At 71.0% G+C, this 20,405-nt stretch carries 24 protein-coding genes; 17 read left to right on the top strand and 7 right to left on the bottom strand.

Annotation, left to right across the window (positions count from 1 at the left end):
- Positions 1-27: 27 nt before the first annotated feature.
- From AR3_RS00355 to AR3_RS00385, 8 genes are all read left to right on the top strand, one after another.
- The gene (locus tag AR3_RS00355; RefSeq protein WP_067906702.1) at positions 28-738 is read left to right on the top strand and encodes an LmeA family phospholipid-binding protein; all 711 of its coding nucleotides are present in this window, start codon (positions 28-30) and stop codon (positions 736-738) included.
- Between the two features lie 30 nt (positions 739-768).
- Complete coding sequence (locus AR3_RS00360) at positions 769-1,308, top strand: sigma-70 family RNA polymerase sigma factor (RefSeq protein WP_067906704.1); 540 nt, start codon at positions 769-771, stop codon at positions 1,306-1,308.
- Entirely contained in the window at positions 1,305-2,033 is a 729-nt protein-coding gene (locus AR3_RS00365) for an anti-sigma factor family protein (protein ID WP_067906707.1), read from the top strand. The genes AR3_RS00360 and AR3_RS00365 overlap by 4 nt, the downstream gene beginning before the upstream one ends.
- Before the next feature lie 179 nt (positions 2,034-2,212).
- A complete protein-coding gene (locus tag AR3_RS00370; protein WP_227023201.1) occupies positions 2,213-2,527 on the top strand; it encodes a TlpA family protein disulfide reductase in 315 nt (104 codons plus the stop codon).
- A 145-nt stretch (positions 2,528-2,672) separates the two neighbouring features.
- Positions 2,673-2,759, top strand: a complete 87-nt coding sequence (locus AR3_RS32840; protein ID WP_390097622.1) for an Ms5788A family Cys-rich leader peptide — start codon at positions 2,673-2,675, stop codon at positions 2,757-2,759.
- Positions 2,760-2,850: 91 nt separating this feature from the next.
- Entirely contained in the window at positions 2,851-3,288 is a 438-nt protein-coding gene (locus tag AR3_RS00375) for a DUF4395 domain-containing protein (protein WP_067906710.1), read from the top strand.
- Positions 3,285-4,124, top strand: coding sequence for a sulfurtransferase (locus tag AR3_RS00380; RefSeq protein WP_067906712.1), 840 nt, complete (start codon positions 3,285-3,287; stop codon positions 4,122-4,124). Before AR3_RS00375 ends, AR3_RS00380 begins: the two co-directional genes overlap by 4 nt.
- A gap of 91 nt (positions 4,125-4,215) precedes the next feature.
- Positions 4,216-4,530 (top strand): DUF1416 domain-containing protein, encoded by a 315-nt coding sequence (locus AR3_RS00385; RefSeq protein WP_067906715.1) that lies wholly within the window; start codon positions 4,216-4,218, stop codon positions 4,528-4,530.
- A 72-nt stretch (positions 4,531-4,602) separates the two neighbouring features.
- Here AR3_RS00385 and AR3_RS00390 read toward each other — a convergent pair whose 3' ends face one another.
- On the bottom strand, positions 4,603-5,076 hold the full coding sequence (locus AR3_RS00390) for a hypothetical protein (protein ID WP_146150276.1): 474 nt from the start codon (positions 5,074-5,076) through the stop codon (positions 4,603-4,605).
- A 62-nt stretch (positions 5,077-5,138) separates the two neighbouring features.
- Here AR3_RS00390 and AR3_RS00395 point away from each other — a divergent pair, with 62 nt between their 5' ends.
- On the top strand, positions 5,139-6,416 hold the full coding sequence (locus AR3_RS00395; RefSeq protein WP_067906718.1) for a hypothetical protein: 1,278 nt from the start codon (positions 5,139-5,141) through the stop codon (positions 6,414-6,416).
- Here the strand turns inward: AR3_RS00395 and AR3_RS00400 are convergent.
- From AR3_RS00400 to AR3_RS00415, 4 genes are all read right to left on the bottom strand, one after another.
- The gene (locus AR3_RS00400) at positions 6,328-7,074 is read right to left on the bottom strand and encodes a hypothetical protein (protein ID WP_067906720.1); all 747 of its coding nucleotides are present in this window, start codon (positions 7,072-7,074) and stop codon (positions 6,328-6,330) included. The genes AR3_RS00395 and AR3_RS00400 overlap by 89 nt on opposite strands.
- Positions 7,075-7,166: 92 nt before the next feature.
- On the bottom strand, positions 7,167-7,769 hold the full coding sequence (locus AR3_RS00405; RefSeq protein WP_067906722.1) for a hypothetical protein: 603 nt from the start codon (positions 7,767-7,769) through the stop codon (positions 7,167-7,169).
- Entirely contained in the window at positions 7,766-8,380 is a 615-nt protein-coding gene (locus AR3_RS00410; RefSeq protein WP_146150277.1) for a hypothetical protein, read from the bottom strand. The genes AR3_RS00405 and AR3_RS00410 overlap by 4 nt, the downstream gene beginning before the upstream one ends.
- A 54-nt stretch (positions 8,381-8,434) precedes the next feature.
- Complete coding sequence (locus tag AR3_RS00415; RefSeq protein WP_067906726.1) at positions 8,435-9,649, bottom strand: S8 family serine peptidase; 1,215 nt, start codon at positions 9,647-9,649, stop codon at positions 8,435-8,437.
- A gap of 275 nt (positions 9,650-9,924) precedes the next feature.
- Between AR3_RS00415 and AR3_RS00420 the strand changes: the two genes are divergently transcribed.
- The 5 genes from AR3_RS00420 (at position 9,925) to AR3_RS00435 (ending at position 13,110) form a co-directional block, all read left to right on the top strand.
- The gene (locus AR3_RS00420; protein WP_390097592.1) at positions 9,925-10,227 is read left to right on the top strand and encodes a hypothetical protein; all 303 of its coding nucleotides are present in this window, start codon (positions 9,925-9,927) and stop codon (positions 10,225-10,227) included.
- Positions 10,228-10,286: 59 nt separating this feature from the next.
- Entirely contained in the window at positions 10,287-11,501 is a 1,215-nt protein-coding gene (locus AR3_RS00425; protein ID WP_067906729.1) for a hypothetical protein, read from the top strand.
- Entirely contained in the window at positions 11,498-12,127 is a 630-nt protein-coding gene (locus AR3_RS00430) for a hypothetical protein (RefSeq protein WP_067906731.1), read from the top strand. The genes AR3_RS00425 and AR3_RS00430 overlap by 4 nt, the downstream gene beginning before the upstream one ends.
- Positions 12,128-12,297: 170 nt before the next feature.
- A complete protein-coding gene (locus AR3_RS30115; protein ID WP_157406588.1) occupies positions 12,298-12,459 on the top strand; it encodes a hypothetical protein in 162 nt (53 codons plus the stop codon).
- A gap of 3 nt (positions 12,460-12,462) precedes the next feature.
- Positions 12,463-13,110, top strand: coding sequence for a hypothetical protein (locus tag AR3_RS00435; protein WP_067906732.1), 648 nt, complete (start codon positions 12,463-12,465; stop codon positions 13,108-13,110).
- Between the two features lie 157 nt (positions 13,111-13,267).
- Here AR3_RS00435 and AR3_RS00440 read toward each other — a convergent pair whose 3' ends face one another.
- Together AR3_RS00440 and eccCa are read right to left on the bottom strand one after the other, a co-directional pair.
- Positions 13,268-13,750, bottom strand: a complete 483-nt coding sequence (locus tag AR3_RS00440) for a YbaB/EbfC family nucleoid-associated protein (protein WP_067906734.1) — start codon at positions 13,748-13,750, stop codon at positions 13,268-13,270.
- A gap of 115 nt (positions 13,751-13,865) precedes the next feature.
- Positions 13,866-17,831: a type VII secretion protein EccCa gene (eccCa, locus tag AR3_RS00445; protein ID WP_067906736.1), complete on the bottom strand. Its 3,966-nt coding sequence runs from the start codon at positions 17,829-17,831 to the stop codon at positions 13,866-13,868.
- Positions 17,832-18,336: 505 nt separating this feature from the next.
- On the opposite strand from eccCa, the gene AR3_RS00450 reads away from it, so the two are divergent.
- Genes AR3_RS00450 through AR3_RS00460 form a run of 3 tightly spaced genes read left to right on the top strand, consistent with a single transcriptional unit; the run spans position 18,337 to position 20,119 of the window.
- Positions 18,337-18,831, top strand: a complete 495-nt coding sequence (locus AR3_RS00450) for a WXG100-like domain-containing protein (protein ID WP_067906738.1) — start codon at positions 18,337-18,339, stop codon at positions 18,829-18,831.
- Complete coding sequence (locus AR3_RS00455; protein ID WP_067906740.1) at positions 18,824-19,453, top strand: nucleic acid/nucleotide deaminase domain-containing protein; 630 nt, start codon at positions 18,824-18,826, stop codon at positions 19,451-19,453. The genes AR3_RS00450 and AR3_RS00455 overlap by 8 nt, the downstream gene beginning before the upstream one ends.
- A gap of 9 nt (positions 19,454-19,462) precedes the next feature.
- Entirely contained in the window at positions 19,463-20,119 is a 657-nt protein-coding gene (locus tag AR3_RS00460) for an SUKH-4 family immunity protein (protein WP_067906742.1), read from the top strand.
- Positions 20,120-20,405: the final 286 nt, after the last annotated feature.

A 20,405-nucleotide genomic window follows, 5' to 3' on the forward strand; every position in this document is an offset into this window, starting at 1 on the left:
CCCCCGCGCGGGGACCCGAGGAGAGGCATGCGCAAGCTACTGGTTGTATTGCTCTTCCTGGCCGTGGTCGTGGGCGTGCTCGGCGCCATCGCCGATCCCATCGCCCGCAACCGCGCCGAGGACGAGATCGGCCGGCGGGTGGCGGCGCAGTACGACCTGTCCACGCCCCCCGAGGTCACCTTCCACGGCTTTTCCTTCCTGCTGCAGGCCCTCACCGGCGAGTACAAGGGCATCGACGTCGACCTCGGCCGCTGGACCGAGCGCGGCGTCACCGTGCACGACGTGAAGATCGAGATGCGCGGGGTGGAGGCGCCGCTGTCCGAGCTCGCCAAGGGGTCCGCGGCCGACGTCACCGCGCGGACGGCGACGGCCTCGGCGGTGGTGCCCTACGACGTGATCAGGAAGCGGGCGCCGCGGGAGGTGCGGCGCATCGCCCCGCACGGCGACGACCTCGAAGTCGAGCTGGCCGGGTCGATCGCGGGCTTCCCGGTGTCCGGCAGCGCCGTCCTGCGGGTCAAGCCGACCTCCCGCGGCATCGCGATCTCGCCGGTGTCGGTCGGGGCCGGCGGCGGCCTGCAGGTGCCGCTCGGCGTGCTGCGGCAGCAGCTCACCTGGACCGTGCCGGTCACCGAGCTGCCCGTCGGCTCCCGGATCAGTGAGATCGAACCGACGGCGAGCGGTCTGCGCGTGGCCGCGACCGCCGAGAACGTCCGGCTCAACGACCTGCGCAACAGCTGAACGCCGCCCGCCGCCGGTCCGGATGAACCGATGAGGGACCCGGGACGTGAAGGTGGTGTGGGTCCCACGGCGGATGAGGGGTTGCTGCGCGCCCTCTACAGAGAGCACGGTGGTCCCCTCCTCGGCTACGTCCTGAGGCTGACCGGCGGGGACCGCACACAGGCGGAGGACGTCGTCCAGGAGACGCTGCTGCGCGCATGGCGGCACCCGGAGGCGCTGGTGGGGCGCCCCGTGCGGCCGTGGCTGTTCACGGTGGCGCGTAACCTGGTCGTGGACGCCCACCGCGCCCGCCGCGCCCGTCCGCCCGTGACCGACATCGACGAGCAGGCCGCCGCCACCGCCGGGTCGGACGACATCGACCGGGCGCTGGAGTCGTGGACGGTGGCCGAGGCGCTGGCCGACCTCAGCCCGCAGCACCGGGCCGTGCTGGTGGAGACCTACTACCGGGGCCGGTCGGTCGCCGAGGCGGCCGAGGCGCTCGGCATCCCGCCCGGCACCGTGAAGTCCCGGACCTACTACGCGTTGCGGGCGCTCAAACTCGCATTGGAGGAGCGGGGGTTGGCGCCATGAACGAGTGCGCGCAGGCGCGGGCGGCGCTCGGCGTGTACGTCGTCGGCGCGATCGACGCCGCCGAGCGCGGCCGGCTGGAGGCGCATCTGGAGACCTGCCCGGCCTGCCGGGACGAGCTGGCCGGGCTGGCCGGGCTGCCCGCGCTGCTCGGCCGGGTCGACGAGACGCAGATCACGCAGGCCGCGGGCCCGCCGCCGGAGCTGCTCGACTCGCTGCTGGCGCGCGCCGCCGAACAACGGAAGGGACCGCTCCGCCGCCTCGCGGGCGGGACGGGGCGCCTGCGGTGGGCGCCGCTGGCGGCGGCCGCGTGCCTGATGTTCCTGGCGGGCATGCTGTTCGGCGGCCTGGTCAGACCGTTCGGCGACGGACGCCCCGCGGCCGAGCGGACGGTCACCGCCGTGCCCCGGCCGACGGACGCGACCCCGCCCGCCGTGCGGCTGGCCGCCTCCGACCCGCGCTCGAAGATCGACGCGTACGTGATGCTCTACGACAAGAAGTGGGGCACCAAGGTGGAGCTGTACCTGGCCGGGGCGCCGCGCGGGGCGCGCTGCAAGTGGTACGCGGTGGCCAGGGACGGCCGACGCGACCCGCTCGGGAGCTGGTACGTCGCCTACGGCAAGGGATACGGCCGGTACGACGCCTCCACGATGTTCCGGCGCGAGCAGATCTTCTCGTTCGAGATCGTCACGGTGCAGGGGAGGCCGATCCTGACCGTCCGGGCGTGACCGCCCGCCCGCGGGGTCCGGGTGCGGCGGAAGAACCGGGGCCGTGCGACGGTTGTGTCGTGACGATGTCCGTCGAGGGAGCCGTGGCCGCGGCGGCGGTGCTGGCGGCCGCCGCCGTGATCGGGCTGGTCCGGCGGCGGCGCGACGGCGTGTTGCGCGCGAGGAAGGGGGCCGGGCGGGTGGACGAGCGTCTCGGGGCCGCCGATCTCGGGGCGGAGCTCGGCGAACGCGCCACGCTGGTGCAGTTCTCGTCGGCGTTCTGCGCCCCCTGCCGCGCCACCCGCCGGATCCTGGGCGAGGTGGCCGCCATGGTCGACGGCGTCGCGCACATCGAGATCGACGCCGAGAGCAACCTCGACCTGGTGCGCCGCCTGGGCGTGGTGCGCACCCCCACGGTGTTCGTGCTGGACGCGTCCGGTCGCGTCGTGCGCACCGCCACCGGGCAGCCCCGCAAGGCCGACGTGATCGCCGCTCTGGGCGAGGCCATCCCGTGACCGCGGCCCCGACTGTGTACTGAAGGTCACGTTCCCTGTTGTTTTCGTGAGCGACACGGCGCTGACCTGCGTCAAAAGAGATGTCACTGTCTCGACAGCCGAGACAGATGTGACAGGGCGCCGATCGGCGGCTTACCATCGCTTCGTGCGTTACCGGACAGAGCAGCTGCTCACGAAGCGTCGCGCGGTCGACTTCTGCCGCGTGGCCACCGCGCTCTGTCGTCTGGCCTGAGGCATCCAAGCCCACATCCGCCCCCGAGCGCTCCACTGGATCTCGTTCGACTCGTCGTACGCACGCCTCCTCTTCCGCCGGGAGCACCCCGATGCAGGTTGACCCGCGTGGGCAGCGTTGGGCCGCAGCCGTCACCACGGTGGTGCTGGTCGCGGTGTTGGTGACCGCGAACGTGTGGTTGCTCGCCTTCCAGGCCGCGGTGTTCGCCATCGCGACGCTGTTCGGAGTGCGACGGAGCCCGTATGCGCTGCTCTTCCGGCTGCTGGTGCGTCCCCGGCTGGGCCCGCCACGGGAACTGGAGCCCGCCGGTCCGCCTAGATTCGCTCAGGGCGTAGGCCTGGCCTTCGCCCTGGTCGGAACGGCCGGGTACGCCACGGGGATCGGATGGCTCGGCATGGGCGCGACCGCCTGCGCGCTGGCCGCGGCGTTCCTGAACGCGGCGTTCGGGTTCTGCCTCGGCTGCGAGATGTACCTGCTGGTCCACCGTTTCATTTCGAAGATCCGCTCCGACAGGGAGGTTCCCGCATGAGCCGTTCCGACGTCCTGGTGGACGCCGACTGGGTGGAGGCCCACCTCGACGACCCCGGCCTGGTCCTGGTCGAAGTCGACGAGGACGTGTCCGCCTACGACAAGGGCCACATCCGCGGCGCCGTCAAGATCGACTGGAAGACCGAGCTGCAGGACCCGGTCCGCCGCGACTTCGTGGACAAGACCGGCTTCGAGCAGCTGCTGTCGGACAAGGGCATCGCCAACGACGACCTGGTGATCCTCTACGGCGGCAACAACAACTGGTTCGCCGCCTACGCGTACTGGTACTTCAAGCTGTACGGCCACGAGAAGGTCCGCCTGCTCGACGGCGGCCGCAAGAAGTGGGAGCTGGACTCCCGCGAGCTGGTGACCGACGTGCCGCAGCGCCCGAAGACCGAGTACAAGGCCAAGGAGCAGAACCTGGCCATCCGCGCGTTCCGCGACGAGGTCGTCGACGCGATCGGCACGAAGAACCTCATCGACGTGCGCTCGCCCGACGAGTTCACCGGCAAGCTGCTGGCCCCCGCGCACCTGCCGCAGGAGCAGGCGCAGCGGCCCGGCCACGTGCCGACCGCGCGCAACATCCCGTGGTCGAAGGCGGCCAACGACGACGGCACCTTCAAGTCCGACGAGGAGCTGCGCAAGCTCTACACCGAGGCCGGCGTGGACCTGTCCAAGCCGGTCATCGCCTACTGCCGCATCGGTGAGCGCTCGTCGCACACCTGGTTCGCCCTGCACGAGCTGCTGGGCCTTCCCGACGTGAAGAACTACGACGGCTCCTGGACCGAGTACGGCTCGCTGGTCGGCGTGCCGATCGAGCTCGGCGAGGCCAAGTAACACCCCCGGCCGAGACCGACTCGGCCGCGACCAGACCGCCCGAGCCGCGCGGCGGCCGTGCCCGCCGTGTCCCGGAGATGTGGAGGAACCCATGACCACCCAGGGCTGCGCAGCGCCCGCGCAGACGGCGCATCTGCCCGCCACCGTCGACCTTTCCAACGAGGCCGTCATCCAGGGCAAGGTGGTGACCCGTGACGGCGCCCCCGTGAGCAGCGCCTACGCCCGCCTGCTGGATTCGACGGGCGAATTCACCGCCGAGGTCGTCACCGGCGACGAGGGCGTGTTCCGGTTCTTCGCCGCCGACGGCGACTGGACCATCCGCGTGCTCGCCGCGGGCGGCGTGAGCGTCGACACCACCGTGACCGCCAAGACCGGCCAGGTGGCCGCGGTCGAAGTCGCCATCTGAGTCCGGCCGGGTCGCAAGCGATCTCCAGGACCCCGACGTCAGCCCAGGCGGGACGTCGGGGTCCTCGGCTTTTCAGGCGCCGGACCCCGGGGCGCCCGGCTGGGCGGGCGGACCGCCCGGCTGCTGCGGCGAGGGGAAGGGCTGCGGCGCCGCGCCCGGCTGGGGCTGCTGCGGCAAGGCGGGACCCCCGGGCCCCTTGCCCTGTGCGGCACGAGCGAAGTCCTTCCAGGACGGGCCCCGGTTGGTCGCGTAGGCGACGGCGCACCCGGCCAGCGCGACCGCCGCGAATCCGAACGCCATGACGAACGACATGGCGATCCTCGTGCCGGCCTCGTTCCGGGCGATACCCGATTCCCGGATGGCCTGCTCGCGGTAGTAGCACCCCAGGTCGGTGTCCCGGCCCGTTCCGCAGTTCGGATCGTCGCCTTCCCACTCAGCCGTGGCGGCCACCAATGTGATGAACGCGAAGACCCCGCAAAGGATCACGGAGATGATTGACAATGCGGCGCAAACGCCGGCCCCATGGCTTTTCGGCGGAACGTTCATGCCAGGGCAGATTACCGACGGTCTGATTTTGGGTCATCCCGCGTTTCGGTAGCATCCACGGGATGCCCGAACTGTCCGCGCGTTCCCCCATTCTCCTGCCGTGGGCGACGCTCAAGCTCGCGGCGCGGTTCGCCCTGCCGCTCGCGCTGTGGTTCACCGTCGGCGAGTTCCTGCGGTACGGGGTGATGTACGGCGGCTACCGCCTCGGGCACCTCAAGGGCGCCGCGGCCTCGATCGCCCCGCTGATGACGGTCAGCCTGCTGGTGATGATCTCCCTGACGGTCGCGGTGGCGATGGTGCACTGCGTCCGGGAAGGGCTGGACGTCGTGTACGCCCGGCGGCCGAGCGGCGACCTCACGCCGTGGGCGGTGGGCAACCAGGAGTCGATGGTCGAGGCCCTCAGCCGGGCCATCCTGCCGTTCATGGTGTTCTACACGGCGTGGGGCCTGCACAGCGAGGACGCCCGGGAGTTCGTCAACATGGCGCAGAGCCGGGGGTTCGCCGAGGGCGGGCTCGACGGCCAGCTCGAGGGCCTGGGCATGCTCATCACCCTCGAACGGCACGTGCCCCTGGCCATCGGCCTGACCGGGGGGTTCTTCGTCCTCAAGGTGGCGTTCGAATGGCTCGTGCAGCGGCGGCTGACGGGCTCCACCGCCGTCCTGCTCGCCTTCCTGGAGATCAATTTCGCCCTGTTCGGCATCTTCACCATCGACCACCTGCGCAACGAGGCGGGCGACTGGATCGCCGACCGGCGCGCCTGGAGCTGGGTCGAGCAGGTCATCGGCGACGGCCTGGAGCTGTGGGATCCGTTCAAGCACGCCGTGCTCGGCTCGCTGATCTGGCTGGTGATCGCCGGCGTGGTGCTGGGCCTGGACGCCCGGGACGAGCAGGTCGTGCTCGGCCGCGGCCGCACGGCCCGGCGGATCGCCCGCGCGGGCGGCGTCGGCCGGACCGGCAGCCCCCGGGAGATCGCCACCCGCGGCATCCGGGAGCTGTGGCTGCCCGCCTGGTACGGGCTGCGGCTGGTGCGCCGGTCCGGCGTGGTGCCGTTCGGGGTGTTCTGCGTGCTGTTCACGGGGCTGGACGTCGCCGAGCGGCTGGCGCGGCGGCAGGTCTACGAGCTGGTCGGCGCGCATCCGGCGGTCTGGTGGGTGCCGCGCCTCACGCTCATCGGCTTCGGCACCGCCCTGGTCTTCCAGATCCTGCGGATCTGCCTGCTGGCGGCCGCGTTCAACCTCGTGCTGGCCAGGGTCACGATGCGAACCGCAGCGAAGGCAGCGGTCCCTTCGGGTGGGACGCCGCCGACGGCAGAACTTCCAGCGTCACCGTCTCGGCCTTGACCCGGGGCACCACGCCCCGCACGACGATCATCGCGGTGGCGCCGGCGCGGGGCGGGGACGACGGCAGCGCCGTCGCGCTCCAGATCCGCCCCTCGGCGTCGCGCAGCCGGTAGGTCATCCCGCTCGAGCCGACGGCCTTGGCGCCGGCGGGCGTCAGCGGCCTGATCGCCACCACCATCCGCACCTCGGCCGCGTCCGGCTGCGGGTTGAGCGGCGCCGGGCCGACCGTCCGCCGGACGAACAGCCACCGGGTCTCGGCGAGCGTGCCGACCTTGCCCTTGGCCACCACGGTCGGCTTCTCCGGACGCTCCAGCCGCTCCTGGATGTTGCGGGTGTCGTCCAGCCAGCGCACCCCGATCAGCGCGGGCAGCAGCGCCGCCAGCGCCATCGCCTCGAGGAACCGCCGATCACCGGGCCGCGGCCGTCGCCGCGACCGCCCCGCCCGCTCGTCCGACGCGTCGTCCGCCCGGTCGGCGGACGCCCCGTCCGACCGCCCGGGCTGCGGCTCGGTGCGTTGGTCGCCGGACTGCCGGGGCGGCTCGCCGGCGCCGATCGTCGCCTGGTCGGACGGCCGTCCCGCCCCGGCCGCGCCGCCGGCGTCCTCGCCTGGCCGCCCGGCCCTGCGGAGCGATGCCGCGTTCCTGCTGTACCGTCCCATCACGGGCCCGGTCGGAGGGTCCGGACGGGTCTGTTCGAGCGGGTTCGGCTCGTGCGGCCCGTGCGCGGGCGGGGGCGAAGACCACGGTGCCGTCATCGTGCCGCCGCCCGCAGGTCGTAGCCGTCGACGGCGCGGCGGACGAGCTCGTCGGCGCGCGCCCGGGTCAGTCCGAGGTCGATCTCGGCGGCGGCCGACAGCTGCGGCAGCAGCCCGCCCTCCCCGAGGACCAGCCGCGCCCCCGCCAGGCGGCGCGGCGGAAGCTCGAAGACGTACACGACCGTGTCCCAGATCATCGGCTGGAAGGTCGGAGGGAAGTCCTGCGCGGCCGTCCGCCTCGGGCCGTCCCGGTAGACGTAGCCGCCGGGCGTCTCCAGGCGCACCCACCGCAGCGCGAGCGGCTCGCGCACGCTCGTCCCGCGGACGCGGACCACCAGGTAGACGCCGTCGGTGCGCACCGGCGCCGCGGTCGGCGCCACGGACGAGGCCCGCAGCGAGCGCGCGGCCTCCACCCGATGGACCTGGACGCGGAACCGCGGAGTGGCCACGACCTGGCCGATCCGGCCCGTGCTGCGGATCGGGTCCAGCAGCGTCTCCTCCACCTTCGGCTTCCGGTCGTACAGCCACATCGCGGCGGCCAGCAGCGCCGTGCCGACGACCGCGGCGCCCCCCTTGACGAGCAGCCTGCCCGCGTTCATGAGCGCGCCACCCGCAGGGTGAGCCGTCCGGCCAGGGCGTCGCCCTTCTCCGCCTGCAGCCGCCAGCGGAACGAGGTGTCGGTGAAGCCCCTGTCGAACTTCCACTTGCGCAGGCCCACGGTGAAGGTGGCGGGGGAGTCCTGCGGTCCGAGCCGCCACTGCGCGGCCGCCTCCACGGGCAGGCCGGGCTGCACCACGTCGGTCGGCGCACCGGCCGCGGTGCCCTCCACCTCGTCCGGCCGCAGCCACGTGCCCTTCGCGGTGCGGGCCGCCACGCCGTCGGCGAACCCGCCGCGGCCCAGCGTGGCCGTCTCCTTCCCCTTGTTCACCACGCGCAGGCGCACCACGATGCGCCGCTGCGGCGTCTTGTCGAACACTCCTTGCACGGTGGCGATCCGGGCGTCGCGCACGGTCACGTCGAACCAGCCCAGGTCGATCGGCTTGCCCGGCGCCTTGCCCGGCTCCTGGGGTGTCTCCTTGAGCCCGCCCGTCGCCCACAGCACCGACGCCAGCACCGCGACCGCGCCGACGGCGGACGCGGGCAGGAGCCGGCGGCGCCGCGCCGGTTCCGGAGACGTCCGCGGCGGTGGCGGCGACATGGGGGGTTCCACCCGCCCGATGCTAATCCCGGGCCCCGACATGGGAGGCGACGGTCCGAGCGCCGGTCAGCGGAAACGGCGTCCCGCGCCGTCGCCGTCCCCCGGAGTGGTGACGGCGCGTCCGGGACGCCAGCGCCGACGGCGGCCGAGCGGGATCAGCATGCCCCCGGCCACCACGATCCCCGACAGCGCCAGGGCGCCGCCGGCGATGCTCAGCGCCAGGTTGCGCGTGAGGGGGTCGGGCTTCTCCGGCATGACGATCTTGACGGGGGCGACCGCGCCCGCGGCGGGCCCGGTGCCGCCGGACGGGGCGCCGCCGGAGATCACGGCGGTCACCGCCTCGTACGGGTTGACCATGCCGGCGCCGCTGCCCGGGCCCTTGCTGCCCTCGGCGGTCTGCTCGATCCGCTGCTTGATCTGCGCGGGCGTGAGGTCGGGATGGGCCTCCTTGATCAGCGCGGCGACCCCCGCGACGATCGGGGTGGCGAAGCTCGTGCCGTCCTTGACGGCATAGGTGCCGTCCGGCGCGGTGGTGACGATGTCCTTGCCCGGCGCGATCACCGACACCGGGGTGTTGGGGTTGGAGAATTGGGTGATCTGGCCGCTCTGGTCGACGGCGCCCACCGAGATCACGCCCGGGTAGCCGCCGGGGTACATCGGCTCGGGCGTGCCGCCGTTCTTGGGGTCCACGTTGCCGGCCGCGGCCACGACGACGATGCCCGCGGCCAGGGCGCGCTGCACGGCCGCGCGCAGGCGCGGATCGTCGGAGATCGACTGCGTGGAGACGTTGATGACGTCGGCCTTCAGCTTGATCGCGGCCTCGATGCCCTTCGCGGCCAGACCGCTGTCGATGTTGGCCGCCTGGTTGGCGAACTTGATCGGAATGATCTGGGCGTCCGGAGCGACCCCGTAGAACGGGCTGACCCCGCGCTTGGCGGCGATGATCCCGGCGACCCAGGTGCCGTGGCCGACGCAGTCGCGCGGGGTCGTCTTGGTGAGGTCGACGCCGGGCAGCACGCGCCCGGCCAGCTGCGGGTTCTCCGCGGTGACGCCGCTGTCGATCACGGCGACCCGCACCCCGCGCCCGGTCGCCTTCTCGTGCGCCGCCCTGATGTTGAGGATCTGCTGGGCCCACGGCTCCTGGACGATCTGCTGGCGGGTCAGCGAACCGCGCTCGGGCCGGCACTGCGGCGCGGACGCGGCCGGCGCCGCGTGGGCCGCCGTGGTGGGCAGCATGGTCGCGAGCCAACCGGCCAGCACGGTGACCGCCGTCCATCTCATGGCCACGCCTCCAGCGCGTCGTCCTGTCGTTCCCGGCCGACTTCTCAGACTCGTGAGGTCGCCGTGTCGTTCCCGGCAGATTCTCAGACTCTAGAGGACGACTCCGGGTGTCAATTTGCGTGATTCACCATGTGGTGTGTTCTCGGAAACGGACATGGCCTACGCTGTGTGACAGCCCGGTGGGTTCCCGTTGCGGCGGGACCCGTCGACGCGGCCGCGGGCGGCACGCTCGTCCGGTCTTCCCCTCGCTACCGGCGTGCGAAGGACTGATGCAGTTGACCCTCGACATCAACCCGCAACGCATCGCGCAACACGGCAAGGAACTGCGGAGCGACATCATTCCCGCCCTCGAGAAGGTCACCGAGACGCTGAACGCCGACGGCGTCTACAACCTCGAAGGCGGATCGTTCAGCATCACCATGACCATGGCGGCCATGGCTTACCCGGGCGCCCTGCAGTTCGCCTTCGAGGACCTGCGCACGCATCGGGAGATGCTCGACCGGTTCGCCTCGGGCATCGAGACGACCGCCAAGAACTACCAGGCGGCCGAAGAGAACAGCACCGTCAAGAAGGCATGACGGCCCGCCGACACGGCACGGCCTGAGGGCAGCCCACCGACCCACGGAAGGGGTGAGGCATGAGCACGCTCGCGCTGTCCGACAGCATGATGAACATCGCCACCACCGAGGCGACCGCGGCGTCCGTCCTGCTGCCGCCGGCCATGATGATCAGCTTCGAGTTCAAGTTGTCCACCGGCAAGGCGGTCGAACTCGACAAGGCCGGACAGGAGTGGCGCAAGGCCGCCGACCAGATCGAGCAGCTGTGCAACGACCTGCGCAAGAGCGTGTCGGCCATCCCTCAGCAGGACTGGTCGGCTGAAGACCGTCCCCGGTACGAGGCCAAGGTGCAGGAGTTCTGCGCCCAGCTTGCCGTGCTGCAGACGCTGTGCATGGCCATCGGCATCACCCTGACCGTCCTCGCCTACGCGCTGATGGCGTACGCGGTGTTCGCCGTCGCCATGGGCACGTTCCTGGCCGCGCTCGCCGCCGCCGCGGCCATCGCGATCGCCACGGTCGTCGGGTCCGGTGCGTACGCCGGCATGCTCACCACCGCCGGCACCTGCCTGACGATCACACATGTGGCCACCGCGATCCTGGCCGCCGCCGGGCAGATGGGCGCCGCGGTGTTCGCCGGCGGCAGCGCGCTGTCCGCCGTCGTCGAGGCCGGCCGCGGCAACAAGCAGGCGCTCGCCGACTTCATGCAGGCGCAGGCCACCGGCGCGGGCGCGGCGCTGGCCAACCTCGGACAGAACGCCGCCAACGCGGGCCTGGCCTGGCTCAACCGCAACCCGAAGGTCAACAGGCCGCTGCAGGAGATCGACCTGGACGCCGACCGCAACTACGACCGCACCTGGAACATCGGCGGCGGCGCCAAGATCCAGACCACCGGCGGCAGCGAGCACGAGTTCGGCGTCCACACCAAGTACGGCGACCGCGGCTGGCAGGGCGTCGACGGCGAGTACAAGTACACCAGCCCCACCGGCGTGAACGTCGGCGGCAAGGCCGGCTGGGAAGAGGACAAGGACGGCAACAACATCTTCTCCGGCGGCATCAACGGCGGATACGAGAACGAGGCCACCGGCATCGGCGGCTCCGGCGGCGTCGAGGGCAGCTACAACACCGGCACCGGCGGCTGGACCGGCAAGGGCGAGGTCAGCGGCCAGTGGCAGGGCGGCGACGTCTACAAGCAGCAGCACGAGTACACCAACGACGGCCAGGGCAAGGGCGAATGGAAGCACAAGACCGAAACGGCCGTCGGTGACAGCGAGCTGCCGCCGTGGGACCTGGTATGAGCCTGTACGACAACGCGGCCCTCGCGTACCGGGAAGCCGGAGAGCAGCGGCACTTCCACATCCTGCGCCCTGACGACGGCGCGCTGCTCGCCAACGTGACGCAGGTCGTCGGACCGGAGCCCAAACGCGGGCTGAAGCGCTTCTTCTCGGCGTCCCCGGACCGCTCCCGCGCCGTGGTGCGCGCGGACGCCCCCGACGGCACGCAGCTGTTCTTCGTCGACCGCGCCGAAGGGCAGGAGATGTCGGCTCTCGAGCCGCCCTGCGCCGTCGTGGCGCCCGACGGACGGCTGATCGGGCGCGTCGTGCACAACGCGGCGGCGTTCGCGCAGAGCTTCCTCGAAGGCATGCGCGCCGTGCCGGGCGGGCGCAGCACCGTGCAGCAGGCGCACCGGCTGCTCGACGCCCAGGACCGGCCGTTGTGCGACGTCACCTGGGAGCCCATCCAAAGCGGCGGCCACCTGGAGAGCTTCATCGGCGGCAAGAACTGCGTCTACACCGACGCCAACGGCACGCAGCTCGCCCGGTTCGAAGGCGGCGTGCTGCGCCTGTCCTTCCAGTTCCCGGAGCCGCTGCGCACCCTTCTCATCGCGTCGCCGCTGGCCTTCGCCCTGATGACCGACCTCTGAAGGGACGAACGGACCGCCCGCGGGTCGTCCCCGCGTTCGCGCATGCCGCAGCGCGCGCCGCGATCTCCTCCCGGGACCAGGGCATCAGCCCACCCTCTTCGCCGCGTCCGGCGCGGCCGCCGAAGACTTCGGCACCGTCAAGAAGGTCTGATTCTGGGGAGGGCGGAGCCGTGACCGCGTATAACTCGTACAACACCCTGATGGGAGTGGCGCAGCTGGAGACCGACGCCGCCCAGTTCGCGCTGCCGCCCGCCGTGGTGATCGGCTTCAGTTCCGGTCGGCCAAGGGCACCCCGCTCCCCCGGAGACGGCCGGTCAGAAGTGGGACAGTGACGCATGTTCAATGAGCCGGTGGTGCATGTCGAGCAGACCTCGGTGCACCTGAACTTCCAGCTCAGAAACGCTCAAGGCGCCGTGCTCGCCACCGCTGTGCAGACGGTGGGGCAGAAGAAGAGCGGCTTCGCGCGGTGGCTCGGAGCCGCTCCGTCGACGACCAGCGGCCGGGCCGCCCTCGTGGTGAGTCGCCCGGACGGCGCGCCGCTGTGCTTCATCGACCGGCCCGACCACCAGCCCCCGCCGGGAATGGGCGGGCGGCACCTTCCGCCCGTCTTCGTGGTGGCCCCCAACGGTGCGTTGTTCGGGCAGCTCACCGACTCCAAAGAAGGGTTCCAGGGACGCATCGGCCTCGGAGCGCTGCAACTCCTCGACCCGAACAATCAGCTGCTCTGCACTCTGGCCGTCACCAGATCCGACCAGCGGGGTTTCACGCCGGTGGAGGGATCGTCCGGCGGAGTCGCGAGCGACGGAAAACGCGAATGGTCCGTCAACGACCCCGCCGGAAGGACGATGGCGACCCTCGCCTGGAACGGCCGTTTCCGCGGCGGCGGCACCTACACCCTGCGATTGCACTGCCAACTCCCGGAGCCGCTCGCCACACTTCTAGAGATGACCCCTGTCGCCATCACTCTCAGGCAGTCCGGCTGAACGGCCCCCTCGTGCCGATCTGACCTGCTCATCCGCACTCGGAGCCGCGCCGGGACGCCGAGGAGCAGACGGCCTGACGGCCAACAACTCGACAGCGCGCATACGGAAAGACCCCCGGGACCTCTTGGTCTCGGGGGTCTTTCTCTGCTGGGCGCGTTCAGCGGGGGCCGCCGGGACGGCCGGGGCCGCGGTACTGCTCCATGGCCTCCTTGGCGCGCTGCTGCTGGACCCCCAGTTCGCGGGCCAGTTCGCGCATCTGCCCCGCGAAACCATTGGCGATCTTGTCGAGGGAGGCGAGGGCGGCCGACGGGTCGATCGCCTGCTTGGGGTCGTCGGACATCTTGAACATGGAGGAGCTGGCCTCCTGCACCTGCTTCTGCAGGTCCTGGGAGGCCGCGTTGACCGCCTTGCGGATCTCCTCCGCCAGCTCCACGGCGGGCAGCCGCAGGGCGCGCGGGTCCAGGTTGAGGGCGGTCAGCCCGCCCTCCATGCGGTACTCGGCGGTGATCCGGCCCTCGGCCGCCTCCCCCTTCCCGACGGCTTCGTTGATGCGCTCCCGCATCTTGGTGAAGTCGCCCATGGTCTTTTCCATATCGCGCTGGAAGCGCTCGAAGCCTTCACCGAGGCTGAATTCCGCCATTTGTTCGTTCGCCTTTCCTGCGGGTCACGGAGGTCGGGGACGGGACCGCCGGGCGCGGGGCCCCGTCCCGGGAGCCGTGTCGCGGCGCCGCCGACGCCGCGACACGGCCGCTCGGTCACTCCTGGTGGGCGGTCTGGATCAGGCGCGTGCCGGTGCGGCGGTCGATGAAGTGGCCGCGGCCGACCGGCAGCGGCTGCCCCTTGATGTTGCCGAGCAGCACGCCCTCGTCCTTGTTGCCGGACATGATCAGGGCGGGCGACCCCATCTCCTTGATCCGCTGCAGCACCGGGTCGTACATCGCGCGTCCGGCGCCGCCGAACGCCCGCGCCACGATCAGGTGCAGCCCGATGTCGCGGGCCTGCGGCAGCAGCTCCACCAGCTGGGCCAGCGGGTTGCTGGACGTGGCGACCAGGTCGTAGTCGTCCACGATCAGGTACAGGTCCGCGCCCGTCCACCAGGACCGGTCGCGCAGCTGGTCGGGGGTGAGGTCGGCGGGAGGAAGCCGCTGCTGCAGCGCCCCGACGACGTCCTTGATCAGGCTCCCGGCGGCCGCCGAGGACGCCGCGTACCCGATGCGGTGCTCGGTGTTGGCCGCGTCCAGCAGCGACCGGCTGTAGTCGATGAAGATCATCCGGGCCTTGTCCGGCCCGTACCGGTCGATGATCCCCTTGGTGATCAGCCGGAGCAGGTTGGACTTGCCGCACTCGGTGTCGCCGATCACCAGGAAGTGCGACTCCGCCGAGAAGTCCAGGTAGACCGGCGACAGGGAGTCCTCGTCGATGCCGATCGGGATGCGGCTGCCCGTCTCGTTCGGCGACGGCAGCTCGGACGCCGGCAGGAGCGACGGCAGCATCCGCACCTTGGGCGCCCCCGGGTGGTGCCAGTTCGTCGCGATCGCGTCGACCAGCTTCTTGACGCCGTCGGCGAGGCTGTCGGCGTCGGACTGGCCGTCCAGGCGCGGCAGCGCGGTCAGGAAGTGGTGGCCCTCGCGGGTCAGGCCGCGGCCGGGACGCCCCTCGGGCACGTTCGCCGCCAGCTTGCGGTCGATCTCCGAGTCGTAGGGGTCGCCGAGCCGCAGCTCCAGCTTGGTGCCGAACAGGTCCCGGATGTTCATCCGGAACTCCGACCACTTGTTGACCGTGGCGATCACGTGGATGCCGTAGCCCAGGCCGCGCGCGGTCAGGTCCGTGATGACCGGCTCGAGGTTCTCGTAGTCCTGGCGCAGCGTCATCCAGCCGTCCACGACCAGGAACACGTCGCCGTACCCGTCGCCGCTGATCTCACCGGAGGCGCGCATCCGCCGGTACGTGGCCATCGAGTCGATGCCTCGCTCGGCGAACTCGCGCTCGCGCCGCTCCAGCAGCGAGGTGACCTCGGCGACGGTGCGGCGCACCCGGTCGGCGTCCAACCGGTTGGCGATGCCGCCGACGTGCGGCAGCCCCTCGAACGCGCTCAGCGTGCCGCCGCCGAAGTCCAGGCAGTAGAACTGCACCTGCTGCGGCGTGTGCAGCAGCGCCAAGGAGGCGATCAGCGTGCGCAGCATGGTGGACTTGCCGGTCTGCGGGGCGCCGCCGATGCCGACGTTGCCGGCCGCGCCGGACAGGTCCACGTACATCGGGTCGCGGCGCTGCTCGAACGGCTTGTCGATGATGCCGATGACGGCGTGCAGCCGGTTGCGCCACGCCTCGTGCTGGGCGGTCAGCCCCAGCTCGGGGAACACCGCCAGCGTCGGCAGCAGCTCGTCCAGCGTCGGCGGCTCGTCCAGCGGCGGCAGCCAGATCTGGTGCGCGGGCGGGCCGTGCCCCTCCAGCTGCTTGACCACGACGTCGAACAGCGTCGCCTGCGTGTCGGCCTGCGGGTGCTGCGGCTGCTGCTCTTCGGGCGGCTCCTCGATGATCTGCGGACGGATGTAGTCGGGGATGTACGGCACGACCTGCCGCACCACCCGGGTCTTGCCCTTCGACTGCTTGGGCTGCAGGTCCTCGGTGGCGGGCCCGGACACGTACGCGGCGCGGAACCGGGTCATCGACTCGGTGCCGAACTTCAGGTAGCCGTGGCCGGGCGCGGACGGCAGCTCGTAGGCGTCCGGCACGCCGAGCACGACCCGCGACTCCTGCGCCGAGAACGTCCGCAGACCGATGCGGTACGACAGGTGCGTGTCCAGGCCGCGCAGCTTGCCCTCCTCCAGCCGCTGCGAGGCCAGCAGGATGTGCACGCCGAGCGACCGGCCCAGACGTCCGATCATCACGAACAGCTCGGCGAACTCCGGCTTGGCCGACAGCAGCTCGGAGAACTCGTCCAGCACCAGGAACAGCGTCGGCAGCGGCTTGAGGTCGGCGCCCTGCTCGCGCGCCTTCTCGTAGTCGCGCAGCGACGCGAAGTTGCCCGCGGCCCGCAGCAGCTCCTGACGGCGGACCATCTCGCCGTGCAGGGCGTCGTACATGCGGTCGACCAGGGGCAGCTCTTCCTCGAGGTTGGTGATGACCGCGGAGACGTGGTTGAGGTTCTCCATCCCGAGGAACGTCGCGCCGCCCTTGAAGTCGACGAGCACGAAGTTCAGGATCTCGGACGAGTGCGTCAGCGCCAGGCCCAGCACCAGGGTGCGCAGCGTCTCGGACTTACCGGAACCGGTGGCGCCGATGAGCAGCCCGTGCGGGCCCATGCCGCCCTGCGCCGACTCCTTGATGTCCAGGTGGACGGGACGGCCCTCGGGGTCGACGCCGATCGGCACGCGCAGCCGGTTGCGCGGCGCGCGCGGCCGCCACGTCTCGGCCGGGTTCACCCGGAACGGGTCCTCGATGCCCAGCAGGGACGTCACGGTGGTGGACGCCGACAGCGCGTCCTCGGTCTCCGGCCCCGCGGCGGCGCTGGTGCGCAGCGGCGCCAGCTGCCGCGCCAGCGCCTCGGCCTGCTGCAGGGTGAAGTTGTCCGGCTTGCCGATCGAGGTGCCGACGTCCTTGCCGGTGCGGTCCTTGGTGAGCCGCTGGATGCGGTCCTTGGTGACGTGCAGCCGCAGCATCGTCGACTCGTGCGTGGGCGCCGTCGACTGGGTGAGGTCGATGATGATGACGCCCTCGATGCCGTCGGCGGCGAGCTGCGAGTCGTAGGACGCCTGCCCGCCGTCCATGATGATGACGTGGTACGGCAGGTCGTCGTGCGACAGACCGGGCTGGAAGCGCGGCCGGTCCTTGACCTCCGGCCCGAACATCGCCTCCAGCGTGGTCATGCTCTCGCTCATCAGCCGGACCTGCCCCGCCGCGTCGTACTCGGTCGGGTGCAGGTTGTGCGGCAGCCACTTGATCCACTGCCACCACGGCATGCGGTCCCGGGAGGCGCACACCGCGATCCGGACGTCGTCGGGGCTGTGGAACGCCGCCAGCTGCGCGATCATCGCGCGGACCAGCCCGTACACCGCCTCGGGGTCGCCGGTGGGGACGATGCGGGCGAACGACCGCATCGACACGGCGACCGGCAGGGCGGGGACGTTGGCGTGCGTCCGCATGAACCGGCGCAGCGCGCCGGCGCTCATCGGCTCCAGGTCCTCGACGGGCTTGGTCTCGGGGGCGATCAGCTGGACGGCGAGCTTCTGCGCGCCGGTGCCGACCCGGATCTGCCCGAAGTCCTCGTCGGTCGGGCGGCGCTCCCACAGCCGGGCGCTCATCACCAGGGACCACAGCGAGGCCGGGTCGGGGTTGTTCCACTCCATGGCCTCGCGCTGCTGCTGCGCGGCGCGGCGGACCTTGCGCCGCACCTGGCCGAGGTAACGCAGGTAGTCGCGCCGTTCGTTGTTCAGCTTGATCTTGCGTTCACCGCTGCTGCGGCCGACCTGGCCGAGCATCATGCCGAACATCGAGACCGCGAACATGCCGCCGGCCACGTACTGCAGCGTCCCGCCGCCCCGGCCCACCATCATGAAGACCATGGCGCCCGCGCCGGCCAACATGGGAAGGTAGGTCATCACCGCCTGGAAGCCCTGCGGGATCAGCTCCGGCAGTTCCGGCGGAGACTCCAGCAGAATCTCCCCGCGCGGCATCGGCGGGGGCTTGCGTCTCTCCCCACGCCGCACCAACACCGTGCTCACGGTCGTTTCCTCCCACTGCGGCCATGTTCCGCCGATACGCCGTCAGGCGTTCGCATGCGGTCGCTTTACCAAGCCCTGCCAAATGGTAGGGCGCTGCCTGCTTGTCGTGACAAGTGCGAACGCGCATGGTTACGCCGAGTCACGCCGGCTCATGCGGCCTGACGGCCCCCCATGAGACGTTCCGACTCGCGTCCCGGCCCCATCGATGTGATGTGATCGCGGTCACCCGGGGTTCGTCCGAGGGTAAAGCCCGACCCGCGTGCCGTCGAACCGGAAACGGCATCCGTGCGTCCAATCGGCTGGACGCCCGACATGTCCCTGCTTTGCCGACGAGTGCGTGCCAAGACCGGGAGGTGCCGGTTTACGTGGTTATCATCCACTTTGTCTCGTCATGATCACGGGGAGGACCACGGTGACCCGCCCGCCAGGCGGCCGGCGCCGCGGCCCGGTCCGTGCTCGTCCGCAGTTCGAGCTCGTCTCGTAGGGAAGTTGGTGTTGATCGGTCATGGGGTTGCAGCTTCCGGGTGAGTTGATCGGTCTGCTCGGGATGTTGGGGTTCACGTGGCCGGAGGCGGACGAGTCGAAGTTGTTCGAGTTGGGGTCGACGTGGATGGGGTTCGCCGGGACGGTGCAGGCGGTGGCGTCGGAGGCGGGTGCGGCGGCGGAGCGGGTGTGGTCGTCGGGCAATGCGGGTGAGGACATCGAGGCGTTCCAGCAGGCGTGGGGTGAGGAGGACGCGCCTGCGGCGATCCTGCGTGATGCGGGGTTGGGCGCGATGGCGGTGGGCGCCTGTTTTTTCTTGTGCGCGGGCATCGTGTTGGCGTTGAAGATCAATGTGATCGTTCAGTTGATCATGTTGGCGGTGCAGATCGCGCAGGCGGTGGCGGCGGCCGCGGCGACGTTCGGGGCGTCGTTGGCCTGGATTCCGATCGCGAAGGAGATCGCTCGGATGATCATCGAAATGCTCATCGACCAGGCCATCGGAGCCCTCCTTGGGTAAGCCGAACAAGGGCGGAGGAACCACCAAGGCGGCCGGGAAGGCGGCTTCGGGCATCTTCGCCAAGTGCGCGGACAAGCTCTTCCGGGTCCCCGGGACGAAGCGCGACGTCTATCGGCTGGACCCGAAGAAAATCGACTCGAAGACGCGCGACGAATGGCGCAAGAAGCGTCCGTCCAACAAGCCCGGCCCCAATGACAAGGTCACGTCCCGCAAGGTCGATCCGTACGACAAGAACCTGGATCCGAAAGACCGTGAGCTGATCGACGCGGTCAAGGAGGCGAGACGGCAGGCCAACGCGGACGGCGGCGACAACTTTGCCGCCATCCGCTTCGTCGACAAGGACGGTCAGGAACGCATCCTGGTCGCCTCCAGCGACGGCGTGCACTCCGAACGCATGGGCGCCAATCTCCTGCTCGACAACGGCATCGACGTCAAGGACATCAAGCAGATCTACACGGAACGATCGCCGTGCGACATCAACCCGTCGTACTGCGACCAGTGGATCAAACGGCATTTGCCGGGCGTCGATGTGTTGCACAGCTTCGACTATGGTATCAATGGGACGAGCAGGTCCCAGGCGAACAGCGAGCACCGGAAATGGGTGCGGAGCATATTCACCTAAAGGAGAGCCGTGGTTCCGGAACTGACGTTCGCTGAGCTGGCGGCCGTGTTCGGGGAACAGGGCGTCTGGCGCGCCGACCCGGCGACGCTGCCGGACGGGCTGCGCCATGACGGAACCCGCGGCTTCCTGACCGACGTCGGGCTGCCCCGGACGCTGCGCGACGGATTCATCGACCTGGACGAAAGCGTGCTCGACGGCCGCTTCCCGACGCTGCCCGAGGTGTACCGGGAGCTCGGGCCGGTCCGGGAATGGTCCTGGCAGCAGCCGGACGGGGCGGATCATTGGTACGTCATCGCCCACTTCGTCGGCGGCGACGTCGCCGTGGACGGCGACAGCGGACGCGTGTGGTTCCTGCCGGAGTGGGACGCCCCGCCGGAGCCGCTGAACAGCGGCGTGGACGCGTTCGCGTATTTCATGTACGCGTTCGAGCGGGACCGCGAGCTGTACAGCGCCGAACGGGCGGACCGGATCGAGGACGACCCGGACGACCCGCGGGACGGCATCGCGGTGTTCGAGGAGGCGGCCCGGGCGCTGGCCCGTGAGCTGCACGCGGCGGATCCCACGCCGTTCACGACCGACGACTTCCAGGGGGAACCCTTCCCCGACGGTTTCGCGGGCCCGTGGACGCAGGCGTTCGAGGACATCGCCGGAGGCATGTGGGGCTGACCGAGCGCCGCCGCGCCAGCGCTCCGCGCGTCCAACGCCGGCGTCGTCACCGCTCGTGGCCGCCGCTGGCGGCCGCCAGTCTGCGCACGTAGCGGCGGCGAGCGACGTCACGCCCTGCCCAGAGTGTGATGACAGATTGCCGGGCGCTGATGAGTGTGCAGGCCCATGCGGCTGCGGCGAACGGGTCGACCACCCGGGCTAGGACGATCAAGCCGACGGCTCCCGACCTGTGCCGCGTGCTTCCCCGGGTATCGGTCGAGCGCCGCCGCCACCCTGAGCAGGCACT

Source organism: Actinomadura rubrobrunea NBRC 15275 (assembly GCF_001552235.1).
Classification (GTDB): Bacteria; Actinomycetota; Actinomycetes; order Streptosporangiales; family Streptosporangiaceae; genus Spirillospora; species Spirillospora viridilutea.

Excerpts from the sequence above, each read along its gene's own strand:
- AR3_RS00355 (WP_067906702.1), top strand. The coding sequence starts at position 28 with ATGCGCAAGCTACTGGTTGTATTGCTCTTCCTGGCCGTGGTCGTGGGC.
- AR3_RS00360 (WP_067906704.1), top strand. The coding sequence starts at position 769 with ATGAGGGACCCGGGACGTGAAGGTGGTGTGGGTCCCACGGCGGATGAG.
- AR3_RS00365 (WP_067906707.1), top strand. The coding sequence starts at position 1,305 with ATGAACGAGTGCGCGCAGGCGCGGGCGGCGCTCGGCGTGTACGTCGTC.
- AR3_RS00375 (WP_067906710.1), top strand. The coding sequence starts at position 2,851 with ATGCAGGTTGACCCGCGTGGGCAGCGTTGGGCCGCAGCCGTCACCACG.
- AR3_RS00380 (WP_067906712.1), top strand. The coding sequence starts at position 3,285 with ATGAGCCGTTCCGACGTCCTGGTGGACGCCGACTGGGTGGAGGCCCAC.
- AR3_RS00385 (WP_067906715.1), top strand. The coding sequence starts at position 4,216 with ATGACCACCCAGGGCTGCGCAGCGCCCGCGCAGACGGCGCATCTGCCC.
- AR3_RS00390 (WP_146150276.1), bottom strand. The coding sequence starts at position 5,076 with ATGAACGTTCCGCCGAAAAGCCATGGGGCCGGCGTTTGCGCCGCATTG.
- AR3_RS00395 (WP_067906718.1), top strand. The coding sequence starts at position 5,139 with ATGCCCGAACTGTCCGCGCGTTCCCCCATTCTCCTGCCGTGGGCGACG.
- AR3_RS00400 (WP_067906720.1), bottom strand. The coding sequence starts at position 7,074 with ATGGGACGGTACAGCAGGAACGCGGCATCGCTCCGCAGGGCCGGGCGG.
- AR3_RS00405 (WP_067906722.1), bottom strand. The coding sequence starts at position 7,769 with ATGAACGCGGGCAGGCTGCTCGTCAAGGGGGGCGCCGCGGTCGTCGGC.
- AR3_RS00415 (WP_067906726.1), bottom strand. The coding sequence starts at position 9,649 with ATGAGATGGACGGCGGTCACCGTGCTGGCCGGTTGGCTCGCGACCATG.
- AR3_RS00425 (WP_067906729.1), top strand. The coding sequence starts at position 10,287 with ATGAGCACGCTCGCGCTGTCCGACAGCATGATGAACATCGCCACCACC.
- AR3_RS00430 (WP_067906731.1), top strand. The coding sequence starts at position 11,498 with ATGAGCCTGTACGACAACGCGGCCCTCGCGTACCGGGAAGCCGGAGAG.
- AR3_RS00435 (WP_067906732.1), top strand. The coding sequence starts at position 12,463 with ATGTTCAATGAGCCGGTGGTGCATGTCGAGCAGACCTCGGTGCACCTG.
- AR3_RS00440 (WP_067906734.1), bottom strand. The coding sequence starts at position 13,750 with ATGGCGGAATTCAGCCTCGGTGAAGGCTTCGAGCGCTTCCAGCGCGAT.
- AR3_RS00450 (WP_067906738.1), top strand. The coding sequence starts at position 18,337 with ATGGGGTTGCAGCTTCCGGGTGAGTTGATCGGTCTGCTCGGGATGTTG.